The organism is Blastopirellula marina (genome assembly GCF_002967715.1).
Classification (GTDB): Bacteria; Planctomycetota; Planctomycetia; order Pirellulales; family Pirellulaceae; genus Bremerella; species Bremerella marina_B.
Genome location: NZ_PUIA01000037.1, coordinates 182,094 through 201,508, shown reverse-complemented (window position 1 = coordinate 201,508; position 19,415 = coordinate 182,094). Strand labels below are relative to the sequence as shown.

Annotated in this window: 22 protein-coding genes; 16 read left to right on the top strand and 6 right to left on the bottom strand. The window is 56.8% G+C overall.

Annotated elements, in window-relative coordinates; translation table 11 throughout:
• Positions 1 to 239 precede the first annotated feature (239 nt).
• The 8 genes from C5Y96_RS12715 to C5Y96_RS12680 all read left to right on the top strand — a co-directional run bounded on the left by C5Y96_RS12715 (position 240) and on the right by C5Y96_RS12680 (position 7,523).
• Positions 240 to 1,196, top strand: coding sequence for a DUF1559 domain-containing protein (locus C5Y96_RS12715; RefSeq protein ID WP_105353793.1), 957 nt, complete (start codon positions 240 to 242; stop codon positions 1,194 to 1,196).
• Positions 1,197 to 1,281: 85 nt separating this feature from the next.
• Positions 1,282 to 2,361: a DUF1559 domain-containing protein gene (locus tag C5Y96_RS12710; RefSeq protein WP_105353790.1), complete on the top strand. Its 1,080-nt coding sequence runs from the start codon at positions 1,282 to 1,284 to the stop codon at positions 2,359 to 2,361.
• A 35-nt stretch (positions 2,362 to 2,396) separates the two neighbouring features.
• Positions 2,397 to 3,197: a DUF4198 domain-containing protein gene (locus C5Y96_RS12705; protein ID WP_105353788.1), complete on the top strand. Its 801-nt coding sequence runs from the start codon at positions 2,397 to 2,399 to the stop codon at positions 3,195 to 3,197.
• A 271-nt stretch (positions 3,198 to 3,468) separates the two neighbouring features.
• Positions 3,469 to 3,735 carry a hypothetical protein gene (locus C5Y96_RS12700; protein ID WP_105353785.1) on the top strand — a complete coding sequence of 89 codons (267 nt, stop codon included), beginning with the start codon at positions 3,469 to 3,471 and terminating at the stop codon, positions 3,733 to 3,735.
• A 196-nt stretch (positions 3,736 to 3,931) separates the two neighbouring features.
• On the top strand, positions 3,932 to 5,137 hold the full coding sequence (locus C5Y96_RS12695; RefSeq protein ID WP_105353782.1) for an iron-containing alcohol dehydrogenase: 1,206 nt from the start codon (positions 3,932 to 3,934) through the stop codon (positions 5,135 to 5,137).
• Between the two features lie 195 nt (positions 5,138 to 5,332).
• Positions 5,333 to 6,169: a sugar phosphate isomerase/epimerase family protein gene (locus C5Y96_RS12690; RefSeq protein WP_315850649.1), complete on the top strand. Its 837-nt coding sequence runs from the start codon at positions 5,333 to 5,335 to the stop codon at positions 6,167 to 6,169.
• A gap of 65 nt (positions 6,170 to 6,234) precedes the next feature.
• Complete coding sequence (locus tag C5Y96_RS12685) at positions 6,235 to 7,029, top strand: thymidylate synthase (protein ID WP_105353780.1); 795 nt, start codon at positions 6,235 to 6,237, stop codon at positions 7,027 to 7,029.
• Between the two features lie 8 nt (positions 7,030 to 7,037).
• Complete coding sequence (locus C5Y96_RS12680) at positions 7,038 to 7,523, top strand: dihydrofolate reductase (RefSeq protein ID WP_233198942.1); 486 nt, start codon at positions 7,038 to 7,040, stop codon at positions 7,521 to 7,523.
• Positions 7,524 to 7,561: 38 nt separating this feature from the next.
• Here the strand turns inward: C5Y96_RS12680 and C5Y96_RS12675 are convergent, their stop codons facing one another.
• A complete protein-coding gene (locus C5Y96_RS12675; protein ID WP_233198941.1) occupies positions 7,562 to 8,455 on the bottom strand; it encodes a DNA-methyltransferase in 894 nt (297 codons plus the stop codon).
• A 411-nt stretch (positions 8,456 to 8,866) separates the two neighbouring features.
• Between C5Y96_RS12675 and C5Y96_RS12670 the strand changes: the two genes are divergently transcribed.
• From C5Y96_RS12670 to C5Y96_RS12655, 4 genes are all read left to right on the top strand, one after another.
• Positions 8,867 to 9,247 carry an STAS domain-containing protein gene (locus C5Y96_RS12670; RefSeq protein ID WP_105353776.1) on the top strand — a complete coding sequence of 127 codons (381 nt, stop codon included), beginning with the start codon at positions 8,867 to 8,869 and terminating at the stop codon, positions 9,245 to 9,247.
• A gap of 103 nt (positions 9,248 to 9,350) precedes the next feature.
• Complete coding sequence (locus tag C5Y96_RS12665) at positions 9,351 to 9,743, top strand: STAS domain-containing protein (protein ID WP_105353774.1); 393 nt, start codon at positions 9,351 to 9,353, stop codon at positions 9,741 to 9,743.
• A gap of 17 nt (positions 9,744 to 9,760) precedes the next feature.
• Positions 9,761 to 10,138, top strand: coding sequence for a VOC family protein (locus tag C5Y96_RS12660; RefSeq protein WP_105353772.1), 378 nt, complete (start codon positions 9,761 to 9,763; stop codon positions 10,136 to 10,138).
• Positions 10,139 to 10,191: 53 nt separating this feature from the next.
• Positions 10,192 to 10,734, top strand: coding sequence for a YbaN family protein (locus C5Y96_RS12655; protein ID WP_105353770.1), 543 nt, complete (start codon positions 10,192 to 10,194; stop codon positions 10,732 to 10,734).
• A 14-nt stretch (positions 10,735 to 10,748) separates the two neighbouring features.
• Here the strand turns inward: C5Y96_RS12655 and C5Y96_RS12650 are convergent, their stop codons facing one another.
• The 4 genes from C5Y96_RS12650 to arsC all read right to left on the bottom strand — a co-directional run bounded on the left by C5Y96_RS12650 (position 10,749) and on the right by arsC (position 12,922).
• On the bottom strand, positions 10,749 to 10,931 hold the full coding sequence (locus C5Y96_RS12650; protein WP_105353768.1) for a hypothetical protein: 183 nt from the start codon (positions 10,929 to 10,931) through the stop codon (positions 10,749 to 10,751).
• Between the two features lie 22 nt (positions 10,932 to 10,953).
• The gene (locus C5Y96_RS12645; protein WP_233198940.1) at positions 10,954 to 11,454 is read right to left on the bottom strand and encodes a Minf_1886 family protein; all 501 of its coding nucleotides are present in this window, start codon (positions 11,452 to 11,454) and stop codon (positions 10,954 to 10,956) included.
• A 6-nt stretch (positions 11,455 to 11,460) separates the two neighbouring features.
• Positions 11,461 to 12,384: a stage 0 sporulation family protein gene (locus C5Y96_RS12640; protein WP_105353766.1), complete on the bottom strand. Its 924-nt coding sequence runs from the start codon at positions 12,382 to 12,384 to the stop codon at positions 11,461 to 11,463.
• Positions 12,385 to 12,580: 196 nt separating this feature from the next.
• Positions 12,581 to 12,922, bottom strand: coding sequence for an arsenate reductase (glutaredoxin) (gene arsC / locus C5Y96_RS12635; RefSeq protein WP_105353764.1), 342 nt, complete (start codon positions 12,920 to 12,922; stop codon positions 12,581 to 12,583).
• A gap of 315 nt (positions 12,923 to 13,237) precedes the next feature.
• Between arsC and trxA the strand changes: the two genes are divergently transcribed.
• The 3 genes from trxA to C5Y96_RS12620 all read left to right on the top strand — a co-directional run bounded on the left by trxA (position 13,238) and on the right by C5Y96_RS12620 (position 15,448).
• Positions 13,238 to 13,558, top strand: coding sequence for a thioredoxin (gene trxA, locus C5Y96_RS12630; RefSeq protein ID WP_105354306.1), 321 nt, complete (start codon positions 13,238 to 13,240; stop codon positions 13,556 to 13,558).
• Positions 13,559 to 13,779: 221 nt separating this feature from the next.
• Positions 13,780 to 14,955, top strand: coding sequence for a hypothetical protein (locus C5Y96_RS12625; protein WP_105353762.1), 1,176 nt, complete (start codon positions 13,780 to 13,782; stop codon positions 14,953 to 14,955).
• 61 nt (positions 14,956 to 15,016) lie between these two features.
• A complete protein-coding gene (locus C5Y96_RS12620) occupies positions 15,017 to 15,448 on the top strand; it encodes a hypothetical protein (protein ID WP_105353760.1) in 432 nt (143 codons plus the stop codon).
• A 59-nt stretch (positions 15,449 to 15,507) separates the two neighbouring features.
• Here C5Y96_RS12620 and C5Y96_RS27600 read toward each other — a convergent pair whose 3' ends face one another.
• Entirely contained in the window at positions 15,508 to 16,356 is an 849-nt protein-coding gene (locus tag C5Y96_RS27600) for a hypothetical protein (RefSeq protein WP_199188694.1), read from the bottom strand.
• Between the two features lie 556 nt (positions 16,357 to 16,912).
• On the opposite strand from C5Y96_RS27600, the gene C5Y96_RS12605 reads away from it, so the two are divergent.
• Entirely contained in the window at positions 16,913 to 19,411 is a 2,499-nt protein-coding gene (locus tag C5Y96_RS12605) for a sodium-translocating pyrophosphatase (RefSeq protein WP_105353756.1), read from the top strand.
• Positions 19,412 to 19,415: the final 4 nt, after the last annotated feature.

The following is a 19,415-nucleotide window of genomic DNA, read 5'->3' as shown; positions in this document are numbered from 1 at the left end:
TGCTGCGCGCTCAAAATAGTCCGCTCGCCCCTGAGGGGAGAGGGTTAAGGTGAGGTGCTCTCACTCAAGAGCAAAGTCAGCAGCCGGTTTGGGTTCTGAGTCGTTGCCGTGAATACCAGCGCACGATGCTTGGCAACGCTCAGCAATAAATCCCTCACCCTGCGAGAGAGAGGGGACAGGAATTGCTAATCACTCCTCTTTAACTTCTAACAACACGTTACTTAATTACACACATAATCATGAAAAGACGACAAGCTTTTACGCTGGTCGAGCTTCTGGTGGTGATTGCCATCATCGGAATCTTGATCGCGCTATTACTTCCAGCCGTGCAGCAAGCCCGCGAGGCCGCTCGCCGGATGCAATGCACCAACAACCTGAAGCAGCTAACACTCGCCCTGCACAATTACGACTCGGCCCTACGAAGCTTTCCGCCTGGCGGCTTAGGCTATCCGATGGTCTGGTCTGCCCAGGCTCAGTTGCTTCCCTATGTCGAGCAAGGCAACCTGCAAGAGTTGCTCGACTTCAAACAGCCGCCGCTGGCTTCGTTTGGGGGACCAACCCAAAACGAAAACGCGGCTCAAACCACGATCGAGATGCTGCTTTGTCCGAGCGACAAAGATCAGGTACCAGGTTCGATCTATGGTGGCATCAGCTACCCAGCCAACGCTGGCAGCGGCATCAACAACACCGGCAGCGCCAGTGACGATGGTTCCATTTCCAACGCGGATGGGGTCATCTTCTCGCTGTCGAAGATCAGTTTCCGCGATCTCACCGACGGAACGAGCAATACGGTCGTCTTCAGCGAGCATCTGCTCGGCGACGGTGGCACAACGGCACCCACCAATAACGACTATCGCTTTCGCGTGGTGGAACTGACCACTTCCACGCAAACGACCGAGTCGGCTTGTACGGCAAGTGGTGCTCCGGCCTGGTCGGGTCAACGCGGTGCGAAGTGGATCAACGGCCACCTCGCCGACACGATGTACAACCACTGGTACGGCCCGAATTCCAACAATCCGGACTGCCACAACGGCTATCACAACTTCGCGATTACCAGTGCCCGCAGCCAACACCCTGGCGGCGTGCAAGTGGCGATGGCCGATGGTAGTGCCCGTTTCGTTGCGGAAACCGTCGCGCTCAATATCTGGCGCGCGATTGCTACCCGTGGCGGCGGCGAAGTGGTTTCTGAGTTCTAACAATTTCGATGATTGCAGCATCCTTGGCACACGGCTGAAATACGGCCCGTGTGCCAAGGTGCCGTTTCCAATTAGGAACCTATCCATGAAACGACATGCTTTTACGCTGGTCGAGCTTCTGGTGGTGATTGCCATCATCGGAATCTTGATCGCGCTATTACTTCCAGCCGTGCAGCAAGCCCGCGAGGCCGCTCGCCGGATGACCTGTACCAACCACCTCAAGCAGTTGGGGTTGGCCCTGCACAACTACGAATCAACGCACCAGGTGCTGCCTCGGTTTGGTCAGCGCGACGCCGACTTCTCGGTTCAGGCACGCGTTCTACCGTACATCGAGCAAGGAAACCTGTACGATCTGCTCGACTTCTCTCAAGTTGCTTTCACCGGCAGTTGGAGCGAGAAGATCCCCAACCCGAATTTCGCCTCCGCGTTTGCTACGCCTATTCCGGTTTATCTTTGTCCTAGCGACCCAGCACCGGAGATCACCACGCTGACTACCAGTGGCGGCCCGGTCACGTACGGTGGGCTGAACTACATGGTAAGCATCGGCAGCGGCACCGGAACGAATTACGACTTCCGCTGGCGAACCGATGGTCCGTTCTTCGAGCCGAGCGGTTGCAAGTTCTCGGCACTGACCGACGGGCTAAGTAACACGGCGCTGATGAACGAAACGGTTCGCAGCGTTGGTCCTGATACGACCCTGGCGGCTGGCGAGTTGCCGAAGGCTCCGTATCAAATGACCCTCAACGGGTCGAGCGGGGTAGGAACGAGCATGGGCACCACCCGCGGCATGAGCGGCAGCGGCAACCCTTGGAGCAGCTACACCGACGGCAGCGGCATGATTGCCAATGCGGATGTTCCATCGTTCTGGAATCAGTTCACCAGTTGGCGAGGGGGCGAGAGCCCTGCTCTGCGCGGCCGCGGCACGACATGGGCTTTTAGCGGAGCGATCAACTCGGCAACCAACGGTTACCTGGGCCCCAACAGCCGCACGCCAGACGTGGTGACCCACTTCACCGGTTACTTCGCGGCCCGCAGCTTTCACCCAGGCGGCGCAGAAGTGCTGTTTGGCGATGGCTCGGTGCAGTTCCTGCCTGAGACGATCGACCTGGCCACCAACCGCGCAATCTACAGCGGTAGCGGCGGCGAAGTGATCGGCGATTATTAATTCTTATGACTATCAAACGATATAAGGTAAATCCTATGAAACGCATTCTTACCGCAGCGCTATTGCTTGCCGTCATGGCAACCTCGGCCATGGCACACGACACGTGGGTCGAAACCAACACCGGCATCGTCCGCACCGGCGATGCCATCTACGTCGACCTGAAACTTGGTAACCACGGCAACGAGCATCGCGACTTCAAGATGGCCAGCAAGGCCAACCCGGCCGATGGGACTTGGGACGTGATTGCTCCGGACGGAACGAAGTTCGACCTGACTAGCGTGGCAGTCGACTTGGGGTACGCACCCAAAGAAGGTTTCTGGAACGCGAAGTATGTCGCCGACGGTGCCGGACTATATACCGTCTCGCACACGCGCGACTCGATCGTGAACCACGGCCACCCGGTACGCAGCGTGAAGAGCGGCAAGACGTTCTTCATCGTCAGCGATAGCCTGGCCCAGGTACCCAGCGACCTGACGGGCTTCGACAAGCCGCTGGGGCATGACCTGGAATTGGTGCCGACGGAAAATCCTGTCGCGCCACTGGGCCCTGGCAAGCCGATTGCTGTGAAGCTGATGTTCCATGGCAAGCCGCTGAAGGACACGGTCGTCTCGTTCATTCCACGCCGCGAAACCTTGAAGGAAGGTTTCGATGAAACGTACGAGCGCAAGACGAACGACCAAGGCGAAGCCAGCTTCACACCGAAGAGCGGCGACCAGTTTCTAGTGGTCGCTCATGTCGAACAGCCCGAGGCCAACGGCGATGGCTACGACGCCACCAAGTACAGCGCTACGCTGCTGGTGATTGTGCCGGAGCGCTGCCCCTGCTGCGGCGAATAGTTCTTTCCAGTCGCCCTCTCCCTTTATGAAGGGAGAGGGCTTCGGTCAGGATTGCAATGCGGGCACTCAGTTCGCCCCTAACCCTCTCCCCAAGGGGGCGAGGGGCCCCGAGGTGCTGATGCCAGCACTGATACTATGGGCAAATTTGCTGGAATTCGACCGGCTGGAAAGCCGATCGCTTTACAGGTTTCGTTGACTCTGTCACGATGAATTTTCGGCCGCACCTGTTTGCGGTCTTATTTGCTTTCTTGAATGCGAAAAGGATGCCCGGATGGCTAAGTCCTACACCAAACATCAGCAAAATATCATCAAGCGTTACTACGACAACAAAGACGCCATCGCGACGCAAAAGCTCCAGGAAAATATCACGGAGTTGTATCTCGCCGAAGGTAAGAAACGAGCTACCGTCTGGAAGCGGATCATCGGCCACCTCGAAAAGCTGGAAGTCCCCAAAGCCCAGATCGATCATTTGGTCGCATCGGACGACGCCACGCTGGTAGCCAAGTACCTGGAACGCCTGATGGCCAAACAAGGTTAAGCCCTTGCATCTTGTTCCCTCTCCCCTGAGGGGAGAGGGTTAGGGTGAGGGACGAAATAAACGGGCCTTACCCATCAGAAAGCTATGACGCGATCTTCGCTCGTTGCACAAGCCTCTCGAACTTTTCAACCGACCTACCTGATCACCCCTCACCCTAGCTCTCTCCCCGAAGGGGCGAGGGGACCGGATTCTACAAATGGCACAATCCTGGAGCTTCTTCTCCGCCGGACAATTTACCTTTGGATGTGGATCTCGACACGAACTGGGCAAGCATGCCGCTCGCCGTCGGTATCGTAAAGTTCAGATCATCACTGATGCCACCCTTTCCGGTCTGGGCATGGTGCAGCCGCTGGTCGAAGACCTGACCGAACATGGCGTTCAGGTGGAAGTGTTCGACGGCAGTGTCGCCGAGCCAGATTTAGAGATCGCCAAGAACGCAGCGCTGATGGCCGGTACCTTCGAGCCCGATGCCATCCTTGGGCTGGGTGGCGGAAGCAATATCGACCTGGCCAAGGTTACCGCCGTACTCGCGACGCACGGTGGCCAGCCACAAGATTACTTCGGCTGGAACAACGTTCCTTCGCAGATCATCCCCGTCATCGCGATGCCGACGACCGCCGGCACCGGCAGCGAGGTCTCGCAGTCGGCCGTGTTAACCGATCGTGGGACAAGCATGAAGGTCAGCATCCTCAGCCAATTCATGCGGCCTGATCTGGCGATTGTCGATCCTGAGCTGACCTTCAGCTGCCCCAAACAAGTCACGGCCGACAGCGGCATCGACGCGCTGACGCATGCCGTCGAAGCGTATCTGTCGAAAGAATCGTCGGAGATTGCCGCTGAACCAGGCGAGGCGATTCCGTACAGCGGCAGCACGCCGATCGGCGAACTGTTTGCCGAAGAGGCGATCGCACTGGTCGGGCGATATCTTCCGGCGGCCGTTCACGAGCCGCACAATCGCGAGGCGCGCGAGAAGATGGCGCTGGCTGCATCGCTGGCCGGTATGGCCTTTTCCAACTGCGGCGTGGCGGTCGTTCATGCACTTGAGTACCCCATCGGCGGCCGCGTGCACTGTAGCCACGGGGGCGGTAACGGCTTATTGCTGCCTTACGTGATGAAGTACAACTTGCCGCAGCGCGAGGCCAAGCTGGCCCGGATCGCCCAGCTGCTGGATCCGATCTGTGACTATGCGAGCGACATGGAAGGTGCCCTGCTGGCAATCCGCCAGGTCGAACAGCTCAAGGGGCTGATTGGCATTCCCGAGAAACTGAGTGCCTATGGGGTAACCGAAGAGATGCTCCCAGGCTTCGCCGACAAGTCGTTTGCCATCACGCGGCTGATGAATATCAATCCACGCACCCCGACGCGGGACGACCTGCTGCAGATTCTGACCGACGCGCTGTAGCAGACCGGTTGTTCAGGTAGTCGGATTGACATAGAACGAAGTGTTTCACATCCGGTCCCCTCGCCCCTTGGGGAGAGGGCTAGGGTGAGGGGCGCGCCCCATTTGATTGTGCCACGCCGAATCACGATCCGTCTTCCTTTCAATCACGAACAAGAAACCCTCTTCCTGGCCCTCTCGTAGCGAGGGAGAGGAGACATGAGAAGCTTGATGTTCAAATACGCTATCTGCAACGAAACGTACCAAGACTGGAAGCTGGAAACGGCCCTTGCGCATGCGAAGGACTCGGGCTACGATGCCATCGAGATCGCTCCGTTCACGCTCGCTCCGTCGGCGTACGATTTAACCGCCAAAGAGCGGGGCGAGATCCGTGGCAAGATTGAAGACGCCGAACTCGACGTGGTGGGTCTGCATTGGCTGTTGGCCAAAACCGAAGGGTTCTACCTGACGACTCCGGACGATGCCGTGCGCCAGAAGACGAGCGACTATTTTTGTGAATTGGCACGGCTTTGTCGCGATTTGGGTGGAACAATCATGGTGCTCGGTAGCCCACAGCAGCGGAACCTGTTGCCTGGCGTGAGTGAATCGCAGGCCATGAAGCTGGCCGCCGATTGTCTGCGAAAAGCGATGCCCACGCTCGAGCAGTGCGACGTGACGCTGGCCCTTGAGCCGCTGGGACCGGCGGAAGGAGACTTCCTGAACACGGCAGAGAAGGGATTGGAATTGATGGATCTGATCGACTCCCCCAACTGCAAGATTCATTTGGATGTGAAAGCGATGTCGGCCGAAGAGAAGCCGATCCCGCAGATCATTCGGGAAACGCATCCGCACATTGCCCACTTCCACGCTAACGATCCCAACAAGCGTGGTCCTGGCATGGGAGATGTCGATTTTGTCCCCATTTTCCAAGCGCTCAAGGAAGTCGGTTACAATGGTTGGGTCTCGGTAGAAGTCTTCGACTACGAGCCAGGAATCGAATCGCTGGTGAAGGACAGCATCGCCTACATGCACCAGTGCGAAGCCGCGATCGGCTAATCCTCTCTGGTCCCCTCGTTCCTCCGGGGAGAGGGCTAACGAAATGGGGAGAACCATAAAAACCTATGCGACAGTACCTTGATCTAATGCAGCGCATTCTCGACGAAGGGGTCGAGAAGCACGACCGGACTGGCACCGGCACGCTCAGCGTGTTTGGTCATCAGATGCGGTTCGATCTTTCAAAGGGGTTTCCCGTCGTTACGACGAAGAAGCTGCACCTGAGGTCGATCATTCACGAACTGCTGTGGTTCCTGAAAGGGGACACCAACATCGGCTACCTCCGCGAGAACAAGGTTCGCATCTGGGACGAATGGGCCGACGCCGACGGCAATCTGGGCCCGGTTTATGGTAAGCAGTGGCGAAGCTGGCAGACCCCCAGTGGTGAAACGATCGACCAAGTTTCGCAGCTGGTGGAGCAGATCAAGACAAACCCCGACTCGCGGCGATTGATTGTCTCGGCGTGGAACGTGGCTGACGTTCCCCATATGGCACTTCCGCCTTGCCATCTGCTGTTCCAGTTCTACGTGGCCGAAGGAAAGCTGAGCTGCCAGCTGTACCAGCGAAGTGCCGACGTGTTCCTGGGCGTGCCATTCAACATCGCTTCCTACTCGCTGTTAACGATAATGCTGGCCCAGGTTTGCGACTTGCAGCCAGGCGACTTTGTCCATACGTTTGGCGATGCCCATCTGTACTTGAATCACTTGGAACAAACCAAACTTCAGCTCTCGCGCGAGCCCAGGTCGCTGCCGACGATGAAGATCAACCCGGACGTGAAGGACCTGTTCGCTTTCCAGTTTGAAGACTTCGAGCTGAATGACTACGATCCACACCCGCACATCTCTGCACCGGTTGCCGTATGAGAATTTCGATGATTGTCGCGGCAAGCCAAGATTGGGTTATCGGTCGCGACGGAGACATGCCGTGGCGACTGTCCAACGACCTCAAGCGGTTCAAAAGCCTGACCATGGGCAGCCCGATGATCATGGGTCGTAAGACGTACGAATCGATTGGCCGCCTACTGCCAGGCCGCACGACGATCATCGTCACCCGCGATCCGAATTACCAGGTCGAAGGGGCCGTTATCGCCAATAGCGTGGGGGATGCCGTCGCCGCGTGTCACGATGTAGACGAAGCGTTCGTGGTGGGTGGTGCCGAGATCTACAAGGCCATGCTGCCGTGGACGACGCGGCTCTATCTGACCAAAGTGCATGCGATGATCCCCGACGGCGACACGCACTTCCCGCTGGTCGACTTCCACCAGTGGCACCTCGAATCGGCCGAAGAGATTCCGGCCGACGAGAAGAACCAGTACCCGACCCGGTTCGAGATCTGGGACCGGTTGCCGGAGGGCTAACCCTTTGCAGGATTGGCTACGAATGTCGTGTGTCGTATTTACGCGGTGGGCTGTTTCAGCCGGCGACCTTTGGCTGTACTTGGGGCGCTGGTGAGTGGGTTTTCGGCACCGACCAGCGGGTCGCCTACTTTGACACTGGCCAGACGCTCGCGAACTTGCTTTGCGTAGTCTTTCGATAGCTCGAATCCGAGCGGTGTGCGGCCCAGCTTCTTTGCCGTGACCAGCGTCGAACCACTGCCGGCGAAGGGATCCATAACGATCTCTCCTTCATTGGAACAACACTTGATGATCCGCCCCAGCAGCTGCTCTGGCATCTGACAGCCGTGGAATCCGGCTCGCTCCTTGAACGTGCCAGCGACGCGAGGGAAGTACCACGTATCTTCTTCACTGCCGAAGCTATCGGGCGCATCCTGGGGACGCAGGATCCACGTATCGTCCGGAACGCGTCCTTTAGGGTTGGCTCGCTTGTCTCCGTAGACTAGCATCCGGGCACTCGGCACGCGGATCTGCTCGTCGTTGAAGGTGAACTGCTTGGCATCCTTGGTGAAGTAGAAGATGTGCGCGTGGCTGCGGGTGAACTTACTTTTGCAGTGCACGCCAAACGTGTAGTACCAAACGACCCAGTTGCGACAATGCAGCCCCAATGTACGCGTGGCAAGGACCTTGAGTTCCGCTGCGAACTCGTCGCCGATGGCCAGCCAGAATGCACCCGTTGGCTTGAGCACGCGCGAGACTTCGCGCATCCACTGTTCGCTCCACTGAAGATATTCGTCGACCGATTTACGATCGTCGTAGACGTCGTACTTGTAGCCGATATTGAAGGGGGGATCGGCAAAGGCCAGGTCGATGCATCCCTCAGGCAGCTTCTTCATCTGGGCGATACAATCGCCGGTCGTCAAACCGGTGGCGGGAAGTTTCGGTGGCGTCGCCACAGCGGCCCTCCTTGGCGTGAATACTTCGTGCAAAAAGGGACAAGGCCCTGGTGGGTTCAGTGTAGCCCGGCCAGCAGCAGGGCGCAAGGCTTAAGTGTTGTCGCATTCTAACGGATTCTTGGTCGGTCGTGTGCCTTTCCAGACGAGCATTAATGACCGATTCACCCGCCAGGGGGTAGCCTCTTCCAGCGAACGAATGTGCGGCAAAATTCTCGCGTTTGGAAGAAACACCCATTGGCTACGGATGCTATTCGATCCGAGGGCAAGCAGCAGGAAAGTCGGTTTCTTTCGAATTTCGCCGGTTGACCTTCCCTCATTGGTAGGAGATGCTAAATCATGGAAACCCCATTACGGGTTTCTCCCCATTGAGCGCTTGTTGAGGTGATCCACTTTGTTGGAAAAGGGCCAGCCATGAACGAAGACGCTCCACAGTTAGTCCACCACCACATCGCAGATGAAGTCCTCGTTCTCACGCCTCAAGTCGAACAGATGCGAGATACCGAGATCTGCTATTCGATTCGAGATGGCATGACCGACTACGTCAAGCAAGTCGATCATCGCCGCGTGGTGATCGACATGCAGAATGTCAACTTCGTCAGCAGCATCGGAATTCTCGCATTTCTAAATCTCCGCCGGGCAGTCCCCAACACGGACGAGCGGATCATTTTTTGCAATCTGTCCGATTCGCTCACCGGCATGTTTAGAATTTGCAAATTAATCTCAGAAAACCCTAACGATCCAACGCCGTTCGGTTCCGTAGATACTCTTGAGTCCGCTTTGTCTACCGCGTAACCTCTCTGAGGGCTGCACGGATGCGGTACCTCCATCGACCGATGCCGCTAGCTGACGGCATGCGGGCGGTTTCATTCCAACATGCAAGGCGGAGCAAGGAAGCATGAACGCCAAAACATCTACGAGCCTCGTTTCGTTCGAAGAAGTCGGTGATGTACACGTCATCACCCCGCTGGTTACGAACATGCGCGATGCCAACAACTGTTTGACGATTCGCGAGTTGTTTATCGAGTATGGCCGATCGCGGTGTCCGGAAAAGGTCTTAATAGATCTGAGACACGTACGCTTTATGTCGAGTGTTGGTGTCCGCGTTCTGGTCTCGCTGCTGCGGGAGGTGTGCGAAGTTCAGGGACGAATCATGGTCTGCAGCCTGAATGGAGAGTTGCGGGGAGTACTTTTCGTCTGTAGCCTAATATCAGACGATATGAATCAACCGGGACCGTTAGAGGTAGCGAATAACCGCGACGACGGCCTCGCTCGCCTGAGGTCCCCTTAACAAGGCTTGCCCTCCCCATGCCCGATTTGCTACTCGAAGCTGTTAACCCTGTCCTGCCGTCGCGTGATGTGAAGGCCGCCATCCAGTTTTATGTTGACAAGCTGGACTTCAAGCTATCGTATCAAGATGCGGAAGACCCTCGTTACGCATCGATCATTCGGGACCGGGTCGAGATTCATCTTCGCTGGCATGATCCTTCGAGCTGGGATCGCGTCGAACGACCGAACATCCGTATCGCGGTGTGCGATGTCGAACACCTTTACAGCGTGTTTCAGCCGCTGGGGATCTTCGCTTCCGATACCACGCTGCGTGATACGGCCTTCGGCACGCGGGAGTTTGGCTTCTTCGACCCCGATGGCAACCTGCTGACGTTTTATTCCGACCTGGGAGAATAGTCGGCGCGTGCCGGAACAGCTCGTTTGATGCACCCAGAGGTCCGGCCTTCGCTATGACACATCCTCCCGTACCTGAGATCCCTTGGTCCAAGCGGCTGTTCTATTTGGGCTGTGCGGCAATCTTTTTCACACTGGCCGTCCTGGGCATGATCTTGCCGATCATCCCAGCGACGCCATTTCTGCTGGTAACCAGCTACTTCCTGGTCAGGTCTTTCCCCAAGCTGAATGACCTGTTGCTCGACTTGCCCTACTTCGGTCAAATTCTGTACGACTGGGAAGTCCGCAAGGGTATCAAGACAAGCACCAAAATCCAAGCTATCGCCACGGTCGTTCTGGGCTGGGGGTTCTCGATCATGATCTTTCCGATCCCTAAGTGGGCATTGACGATCATGGCATTCCTGGTGGTGATCGGGATCTACGTCATCTACCGCGTGCCAGAGCCGCATGACGTGAAAATCACCAAGACGAAGAGCGAGCCAAACGGCCCGCAGGGTGACGACCAGGAAAAGAATACCGTCCATCCATCGCACGAATTAGAGCGGAAGCCCAGAGAAGCAGGCCGCAATTCATGCCAAGCCCAGAGCGAGAATCTTTGACCAGATGATGGGGCTTAAATCGTCCCGACCTGCTGTAGCGCGAGATACGCCAACAGGCCGAACCAAACGACCGCAATCACCCCCATGAGAATCAAGAAGGCCAGATGCGGTTTGGGTGGGTTCGACGTGGGAAGATACACGGGCGACTTGCGAACTTCTTCCGACTTGGGAGCCTGTTTGTTTTTGGCGGCCGCCATGGTTCTTCCCCCTATCCTTGGATTAGGCTTGCCCTGATTCTTCCGATAGCTGGAAGTCGAAGTTCTTCACGAACGCGTCTTCAAAGTCGTACTGATCGTCGAAGTCTTCGCGTCGGTCCGATTTCGATTTACGCATCATGCCAATGCCAATCAGGTTGTAGACGATCTCGCCAAAGTCGCCGGTCGTGTGTATGCCCCACGAGTTGAGCACCACCTTGGCCAACAGCCCATACTGCTGCTGAGCATACTGCCGGATGGCCTGGCACAATACCTGGCCGGTCAGATGGCGTTCGACGTCTTCCTCTTCTTCCCAGCCTTCCAGGTCGTCTTCGAGTTCGTCGATCTCTTCCTCGAAGCATTCCAGGTCCAAGTCTTCTTCCTCTTCGGAAGGCTCTTCGTCCTGCTCCTCTTGATACCGCTGGCCGAATGAGAGGGCTTCACGGACAAATTGATACGCTTCCATGCGATAGCGTGGGTCGTCTTTGAGCAGTTGCATGAACGCGGAATAAGTATCTTCGGACATGCCGTTTTATTCCTTCGGATTGTCTGAGTTGGACTGGGTGTTCTCGCCGCCATCTTCGTCGGCAGCATCCTTCTTGTCACGACGCTTGCCCCGCTTGGAACCACCCCCGGTTTGGCCGTTGCCGCGTTTGAGGACCGTCAGCACGTCGCTGGCGTCGATCATAATGTTGCGGTTGTCTTCCATGCGAACGAGCAACTGACCAGCGAGGATCTCGTGATTCAAAACGCGACCGCGACCACTGTTGGTCACAATATCGCTGCCAATGGGCGGAAGGTCGCGCTGCAGTTCTTCGTACGTGTCGTACTCGTAACGCAAACAGCACTTAAGTCTTCCGCAACGGCCGGAAATCTTCGTTGGGTCGAGCGTCGCTTTTTGGAGCTTGGCCATCCGCATTGAAACGGGCGGCATTTCGCTCAGGTGCGTGTTACAGCAGACCGGCTTGCCGCAGTCGCCGTAATCGGCCAAGAGCTTCGCTTCGTCACGAACGCCAATCTGGCGCATCTCGATGCGGGTTTGCAGTTCGGAAGCCAACGCTTTGACCAGCTCGCGAAAATCGACCCGCGACTCGGCCAGGTAGTAAACGATGATCCGTTCGCCGCCAAACAGATGCTCGACATCGACCAACTGCATGGGGAGATTCATCTCGCGGATCACGCGGCGGACCGTTTCTTCCTCGCGCAGGGCATCGCCGACCATGTGCTCGGTCTGCTTGACGTCTTCTTCCGACATGGCCCGCATGATGCTACCAAATGCCGGATCGGTCAGTTGCTTGACCGCTTCGTCGGTGGCTTCGCACAGGACATCCCCCACCTCCAAGCCGCGCTTGGTGCGAATGATGACTTGATCGTCGCGGTTGTATTCATCTTTTGCTCGGGCCGAGAACACGCCTAAAAAACGCATGGCCCCGTAGCGAATGATGTATTTCGCCATACTGAATATCTTTATTTCGCCGTGCCCTTGAGTAAGGACGCTCGGCGATTAAAACGTAGGGCCTGGCAGGCGGCCTGCACGATGACCAAACGTTAGGTAGGTTTCGATAATCTCTGCAGTATAACCTGATTAAGGCCTTCCCTGAAATTGGGAACTTGCCCCTCTCGAAGTAAGCCTTCGGGCCGATAGCTATGGATCAAGGAAGGATCTCATCGACGCTCTCAGGCGGTCGTCCCAATCGGGCCTCGTTGCCAACGACGACAATCGGGCGTTCGATGATCTTCGGATTGGCAGCCATCTGGGCGATCCAGCCTGCTTCGTCTTCGGGTTGTGGCAACCCCAGGGCTTTGTGATCCTTCTTTCGCACCAGCTGCTCGGCCTTGAGCCCCAGCTTTTTGAGCAGCCCCTTGAGGGTCTTCTCGTCCGGGGGGTTATCTAGGTAAAGCACCACCTTGGGCTCGATCCCATGTTCTTCCAGCCGAGCTAGCGTTTGCCGGCTCTTGGTACATCGCGGATTGTGATAGATCGTGACGCTCATCGAGCACCTTGTAGCAGGGGGAGTCGAGGAATATGGGAAGTACGGGAAACCGAGGGAAATCAGCCTGTAACGCAGTTCACCAATTGGCATCCTAGTTATCAGAGCACAGCAGGAGGGTGCCGGGAAGGTTGCCTCGACTCGGTTACCCCCCATAATAAAAGCATGCCCCCTGGGTTGTGAACCTGGTTAAAATTCGCGATTCTATTGGTTTAGGCTCGGAATTACGGCATGCTGGACCTCTGGGCTCGACTTGATCTGTTGAGACGCAAGCGACAGTTAACCCCCATATTTTCCATTGATCGGGAGAAGCCTCCAATGGCCAAGACATTTAATGAAGACAACTTTGATGCCGAAGTCCTGCAATCGAGCGAGCCTGTCTTGGTCGACTTCTGGGCTCCTTGGTGCGGTCCTTGCCGTCAGCTGGCACCAGTGATCGATCAACTGGCCACCGAATACGAAGGTTCGGTCAAAGTTGGTAAGGTGGACACCGACCAAAACCCGAACCTGGCCGTGAAGTACGGTATTCAGAGCATTCCGACCGTCATGATCTTCAAGAATGGTGAAGTCGTGAACCAGATGCTCGGCAACCAGCCCAAGGCCAACCTGCAGCAAGCCCTGGACGCTGCCAAAGGCTAAGTGCTGACGCAGGATCGACTGCTAGCAAAACGGAGGACGTTCGTCCTCCGTTTTTTCGTGCGCTGGACCAATTGCAATCGGTGGTAGCAGTGCCACCACCTTGCTAGCCCGCAGCATTTCAATCTGCGCAGCCGTTAAACTCAACTTCTTAGGCACATCATGCCGATGCGAAAGGATGGCCGAGTAATCCATTCGACTGCCGCCAACCGTATTGATTCGCCATGAAGCCGACTATCCGCCCATCGAACATCACGCCATCGCCGCGCCCTCTCTCTGAGCAGGGAACGCCCGAGCTGCGAATCGATCCACCGCACTCCGCTTCTGTCGACAGCAATTCGGCCGATTATCTGGAAGAGGACCAAGGGGTCGACCTGACTGCGGCCGACCTCGATACGCTGCCTGACTGGCAGCGGCGACAGATCAATCAGCTGGCCCGCTTGATGCGCGATCGCCAGATGGAACTCGACCGCCGCGAGGCGGAGCTCAACGCTCGGATGGCGAATTTCGAAAGTCAGCAGCGCAGCGCTGCCCTGTCGATGGACGAGCCGCTTCCCCATTCCGTAAAGCCTAGCGCACAGCCATCCCAACCGAAGAGTTCTTCCGCGAGCCCGCTTCGCAACATCGAAGAAACGATCCGCGGCTGGCGACGAAAGTGGCGTGGTCAGTCGACCGAGATTCCCGAGGTGGAACCGGAAATCCACGATTCGATTACCGTTCGGTTGGAAAAGCTGAGCGAAGCGGAATCTCAATTGGCGCAGCAATGGGCCCTGCTCAAGAATGCCCGATCGCTACAAGCCCTGAGAGAAAAAGAGTTTGCCGGCTACACGCAAAAGGTCGAGCGTGAGATGGAGCAAAGCCGAGCCCAGCAGCACCTGTGGCTCGAGCAGGAACAACTGCAACTTTCACGCGATCAGGAAGAACTGGCTCGTCGCGAGAACGAACTAGCTGACGTGCAGCAGGAAATGCAGTACGCATTCGAGGAATTGCAACTCATTCGCGATCAGCTGGAAATGGCCTGGGCCGAAATTCGCGTGCGAATTCCTTCCGCTCTGCGGCGACGACTGGATCAACAAACGGATAGCGCTGTCGACCACTTCGACAAGGCCCTGCATGCCCGAAACCAGGCCGCCAAAGCTGAGATTCGGCAGATGCTGCATCAGTTGGAACTGGCCAAGCTAGAGATCCAGGAACAACACGTTCAACTGGAAGACAACGCCGATCAACACCACACCGAGATCCGTCGCGCCAAGCATGATTTATCAGATCGCGAGGCCCAGGTTCGCGCCCAATTGGCCGAGCTTCGCCGCGAGCACGAATCGCTAAACGACACCAAGCTGGAAATCTTGAAAGAGCGTTACCAAGATCTGAGTCGCGAAATTACTCCCAAAGCGGCATAACAGCTTCTATACTGTCCGGTCGAATTGCCTTCCGTTCTTTCGCGCATCGAAGGACCTCGCTGTGACCGGTACGATTGTTGTTTACTGCCTGATGGGCCTGGCGCTGCTAGTTGGTTCGCTCGTTTCTTTGTCGAATCAGCCGGGAATTCGCGGCTGGCGAAACCTGGCGATGCTCTCGATTTTCGTTTTGGGAATCGTAAGTCTTTTCGTTGCCGGCTGGATGACGGCCATGATCGTTTGGTTTAGCTGCGCTGTCGCGAGTGCACTTCTCTATAAGCTGTACGACCTGGTTGCCAGGAGCAAGCATTCATCGGACGAAGAGGAACTAGAAGATCCACCGCATTCGATCTTCACGCTTCTGATGCACAGTTTGTTGGTCTGGCCGTTGATCTTTTTAGAAGGCTTTGAGTACCTGTGTGCCGAGCTGTTTCCCGCAGCACTTGCGCCTCGTATGGAGGTAGAAGCCCCTGCCGAGGACGAGTCGAGCGCATAAAAAAGGGGACGCTCGACGAGCGTCCCCCGAATCGTGCTGATTCCAATGAATCGTCCGAATTACTCAGCGCTGAGCGAGAGCGATTCGGTTGGCTTCTTGTTTGCCTTTTCGCGAGCTGCGTGACGCTCTTTCGCAGCTTCGGCTGCCTTATAAGCGATCTGCAGTTCCTGGCGGCTGAAGTAAGGGGTGTCATCACCAACCAAGTGTTCGATACGCTTGTTGGCGAGTTCTTCCCAGCTCATGCCGTTGTTCAGGTGCCAGGCAGCTGCTTGAGCACTGCGCTGATTCAGTTCACCGCTCCCCAGCATGTGACACAGGTCAGCAACGCCAGGCTTTTGGGTGTAAGCACTGATTGGCTTCAATTCGTAAGGGATTTGCGGATCTGGATCTTCCAGGCCGTGATCCAGGCAAACGCCTTGGACCTTCAGACGTTGAACCTTTTCAGGCATGACGTTGAAGAAACCACCGCCACCGCCGCCGTTGCCGCCGCCGCCGCCGCCGAAGCCGCCACCGCCTTGGCCACCGCCGAAACCGCCGCCGACGCCTTGGTTACCGCCACCGTTTTGGCCGCCGAAACCACCACCACCGCCGCCGAAGCCGCCGCCGCCGTTGTTACCGCCGAAACCGCCGCCACCGCCGAACTGAGCCAGCGGAACACCAGCGAACGCGGCCGGTAATTCGACACGCATCTTCTTCTTGGTTTTGTTCGTGATAATAACGGTGCCCTTTTCCGAGCTCATCGGGATGAACTTCACCTCGATGTCACCGTTATCGATTGCCTGGAACATCTCAACGGTTTCGACTTCGCTATCCGATCCGGATTTCTTATTTTCCGCGATCGCTGCTGGAGCCAAACAAGCCAGCATGGCCATGCAGCCAAACAATCGCCCAACCATGTGCCATTTCATGAGATAACTGCTCCTAATGATTCGCTCGATTTCGGCGAATGCCCGCGAATCGACTAACAACTGTGAGATGATCCAAGACAAGATCCGCTTGAGTCGCCCCCAAAGTTGCAGCGATCAACGGATACTTTTCCTACCCAATACGTAGGAAACACAACATCTAAAGCTTAATCGCTGTTCTCGAAGAAGCCAACAAATTTGTACGAGGGAAATCAATACGCCTAACTTGGGGGGCAAGTGTCGCCTGAACCTAAAGGGGGCCGAGTCTTTGGCGTTCACTTCCGGCGGCAATTCGCAACTCGAGGGGCATTTGACGCGGCCGATTGGTCAAAGCCGGGAATCAGCCATTTAAAGGGCCTCATGACACCACAAATGCGATCTTTATGCGGACTTATTATCATTATTACTCTGTGAAGCTGGCACAAACCAGTTTTAACCCCTCCGATAATATGGATAATAACGGCAACCCCACACGAGACTTGGCCTGGTGGCCGGCATGTGGGCTCCCATCGAATGCGACACCCTGGACACTGCCGTCGGTCTACAAAGGAATGGCACCATGTTTTTCGGCATCTGGCTGTTGGTACTTTTTGCGTCGATTGCGGCCCTCGTTCAGGCCTATTTCTTTTTTACGGCCATGGTGCGAGCCGATCCCGGTACTTCCACCATGCAGCGTATCGCTGGGTATGTTCGTGAGGGGGCGAACGCCTACCTGATGCAGCAGTACGTGGTGGTGACGATCTTTTTTGTTGCCATCGCCGCGGTTTTGGCCCTGCTCGCGTTTGTGGTCGAAGTGCAAAGCCGCTGGGTGCCGTTTGCGTTCATGACCGGCGGGTTCTTCTCGGGGCTTGCCGGCTGGATCGGCATGAAGACCGCTACCCTGGCCAGCAGCCGCACGGCCGCCGCAGCACAAAAGTCACTCAATCAAGGGCTGCAAGTCGCTTTTCGCAGCGGCGCAGTCATGGGGCTGACAGTCGTCGGCTTGGGCCTGCTCGACATCGTGATTTGGTTTGGCGTATTGAAATGGATCTTCAATCTTTCGTTATTTAACATCACTACCACGATGCTTTGCTTCGGCATGGGTGCCAGTTGCCAGGCGCTGTTTGCTCGCGTGGGGGGAGGGATCTTCACGAAAGCCGCCGACGTGGGTGCCGACCTGGTAGGGAAGGTCGAGAAGGGAATTCCTGAAGACGACCCGCGTAACCCGGCATCGATTGCAGACAACGTGGGCGACAACGTGGGGGATGTCGCCGGAATGGGTGCCGACCTGTACGAAAGTTACTGCGGCAGTATTCTGGCAACCGCCGCGCTGGGCGTGGCCGCGTTTTCTTCCCCAGCTATGGCCAGTGCCGCAGGCTTTGACGATGTCGCCGATGCCCAGATCCGCGCCGTGTTTGTCCCGATGCTGATCGCCGCTTTTGGAACGCTGTTGTCGATCGTGGGGGTCTATCTGGTTCGCACGGAAGAAGGTGCTTCCCAGAAGAATTTGCTCGCGGCGCTTTCGCGCGGGATCAACATGGCCACGGCGGCCGTCACTGTGGTTGCTATCCTGATTTGCATCCTGTTGATGCCTGCCATTCCGGAGGCCTCGTTTCACATTGGTTTTGCCATTCCCGGTGTGTCGCTGAGTATTATCGTCGGGCTCGGTGCCGGTTGGGTGATCGGCAAGTGGACCGAGTACGCTACCAGCGACGAGTTCACGCCGACCAAAAACCTGGCGGAACAATCCGAAACGGGACCAGCCACGATCATCATTGGTGGGATCGCCGATGGGATGCTGAGCGTATGGCCACCGGTCATTGTCATTGCGATCGCTACGCTGGCCTCATTCGGCTTTGCCAACGGCTGGAATTTCAATGACCCCAACTTGTTCGCCCTCGGTCTCTATGGCGTGGGAATCGCAGCCGTGGGGATGCTCAGCACGCTGGGTATTACGCTGGCCACGGATGCTTACGGCCCGATAGCCGACAACGCCGGGGGCAATGCAGAAATGTCTCGTCTGGAACCCTTTGTTCGCGAACGGACCGATGCCCTGGATAGCCTCGGCAATACGACGGCCGCCACCGGGAAGGGCTTTGCGATTGGTTCAGCGGCATTAACGGCCCTGGCCTTAATGGCGGCCTATGTGGAAGTGGTTCGCGAAGGCTTCGATCGCTGGGGAACGAGTGTCGCGGCTCAGGTCGAATACGATACGCCCACGAAAATCGCCCCTGGTCTGGTCATTTTGAAGGAGAATCACGAGGGGACCGATCGCGTCTATGGCTACTTGCCGATGCCGGCAGATCTTCGCGATGGGAAGGTCAACGAGACCTGGCACCAATTAGGTAGCGATGGGAAGCCTGCGGTACTTTCATCTGAAATGGTTCAGCTTGCCAAGCAAGAGCAGGGGGAGCCGCGTCTGACGTTCGCCGCGACCGGGGCAAGCCTGATTAACGTCCACGAGGCGAGCCTCAGCGACTTCGCGACCTACTACGAAGCGAATGTCATGAACCCGAAAGTTCTGGTCGGCATATTCATCGGTGCGATGACGACGTTTGTCTTCTGCGCGCTGACGATGAAAGCGGTTGGCCGCGCGGCGAAAGGGATGGTCGAAGAAGTACGTCGGCAATTCCGCGAGAAGCCCGGCATCATGGATAATACCGAAGAGCCCGACTACGCGACTCCTGTCGAAATAAGTACCAAGGCCGCCCAGATGGAGATGGTCATTCCATCACTTCTCGGGCTGATTACTCCCTTGGCCGTCGGTTTCTTCCTGGGGGTCGGCGGCGTGCTGGGACTATTGGTTGGTGCGTTGACCAGCGGCTTTTGCCTAGCAATCTTCATGGCCAACAGTGGCGGCAGTTGGGACAACGCTAAGAAGTATATCGAGGCCGGCCACCACGGCGGCAAGGGAAGCGATGCCCACAAAGCAGCAGTCGTAGGGGACACGGTCGGCGATCCGTTCAAAGATACCAGCGGACCGAGTCTGAACATCCTGATCAAACTGATGAGCATGGTCAGCCTGGTCGTGGGCGGGTTTGTGGTCCGCTACAGCTTGATCGCGATGGGGATCTTCTAAAGCC

What these genes read in the sequence shown, in the direction of transcription:
- C5Y96_RS12715 (WP_105353793.1), top strand. Translation starts at nt 240, where the DNA reads ATGAAAAGACGACAAGCTTTTACGCTGGTCGAGCTTCTGGTGGTGATT.
- C5Y96_RS12710 (WP_105353790.1), top strand. Translation starts at nt 1,282, where the DNA reads ATGAAACGACATGCTTTTACGCTGGTCGAGCTTCTGGTGGTGATTGCC.
- C5Y96_RS12705 (WP_105353788.1), top strand. Translation starts at nt 2,397, where the DNA reads ATGAAACGCATTCTTACCGCAGCGCTATTGCTTGCCGTCATGGCAACC.
- C5Y96_RS12700 (WP_105353785.1), top strand. Translation starts at nt 3,469, where the DNA reads ATGGCTAAGTCCTACACCAAACATCAGCAAAATATCATCAAGCGTTAC.
- C5Y96_RS12695 (WP_105353782.1), top strand. Translation starts at nt 3,932, where the DNA reads ATGGCACAATCCTGGAGCTTCTTCTCCGCCGGACAATTTACCTTTGGA.
- C5Y96_RS12690 (WP_315850649.1), top strand. Translation starts at nt 5,333, where the DNA reads ATGAGAAGCTTGATGTTCAAATACGCTATCTGCAACGAAACGTACCAA.
- C5Y96_RS12685 (WP_105353780.1), top strand. Translation starts at nt 6,235, where the DNA reads ATGCGACAGTACCTTGATCTAATGCAGCGCATTCTCGACGAAGGGGTC.
- C5Y96_RS12680 (WP_233198942.1), top strand. Translation starts at nt 7,038, where the DNA reads ATGATTGTCGCGGCAAGCCAAGATTGGGTTATCGGTCGCGACGGAGAC.
- C5Y96_RS12670 (WP_105353776.1), top strand. Translation starts at nt 8,867, where the DNA reads ATGAACGAAGACGCTCCACAGTTAGTCCACCACCACATCGCAGATGAA.
- C5Y96_RS12665 (WP_105353774.1), top strand. Translation starts at nt 9,351, where the DNA reads ATGAACGCCAAAACATCTACGAGCCTCGTTTCGTTCGAAGAAGTCGGT.
- C5Y96_RS12660 (WP_105353772.1), top strand. Translation starts at nt 9,761, where the DNA reads ATGCCCGATTTGCTACTCGAAGCTGTTAACCCTGTCCTGCCGTCGCGT.
- C5Y96_RS12655 (WP_105353770.1), top strand. Translation starts at nt 10,192, where the DNA reads ATGACACATCCTCCCGTACCTGAGATCCCTTGGTCCAAGCGGCTGTTC.
- C5Y96_RS12650 (WP_105353768.1), bottom strand. Translation starts at nt 10,931, where the DNA reads ATGGCGGCCGCCAAAAACAAACAGGCTCCCAAGTCGGAAGAAGTTCGC.
- C5Y96_RS12645 (WP_233198940.1), bottom strand. Translation starts at nt 11,454, where the DNA reads ATGTCCGAAGATACTTATTCCGCGTTCATGCAACTGCTCAAAGACGAC.
- C5Y96_RS12640 (WP_105353766.1), bottom strand. Translation starts at nt 12,384, where the DNA reads ATGGCGAAATACATCATTCGCTACGGGGCCATGCGTTTTTTAGGCGTG.
- arsC (WP_105353764.1), bottom strand. Translation starts at nt 12,922, where the DNA reads ATGAGCGTCACGATCTATCACAATCCGCGATGTACCAAGAGCCGGCAA.
- trxA (WP_105354306.1), top strand. Translation starts at nt 13,238, where the DNA reads ATGGCCAAGACATTTAATGAAGACAACTTTGATGCCGAAGTCCTGCAA.
- C5Y96_RS12625 (WP_105353762.1), top strand. Translation starts at nt 13,780, where the DNA reads ATGAAGCCGACTATCCGCCCATCGAACATCACGCCATCGCCGCGCCCT.
- C5Y96_RS27600 (WP_199188694.1), bottom strand. Translation starts at nt 16,356, where the DNA reads ATGAAATGGCACATGGTTGGGCGATTGTTTGGCTGCATGGCCATGCTG.
- C5Y96_RS12605 (WP_105353756.1), top strand. Translation starts at nt 16,913, where the DNA reads ATGTTTTTCGGCATCTGGCTGTTGGTACTTTTTGCGTCGATTGCGGCC.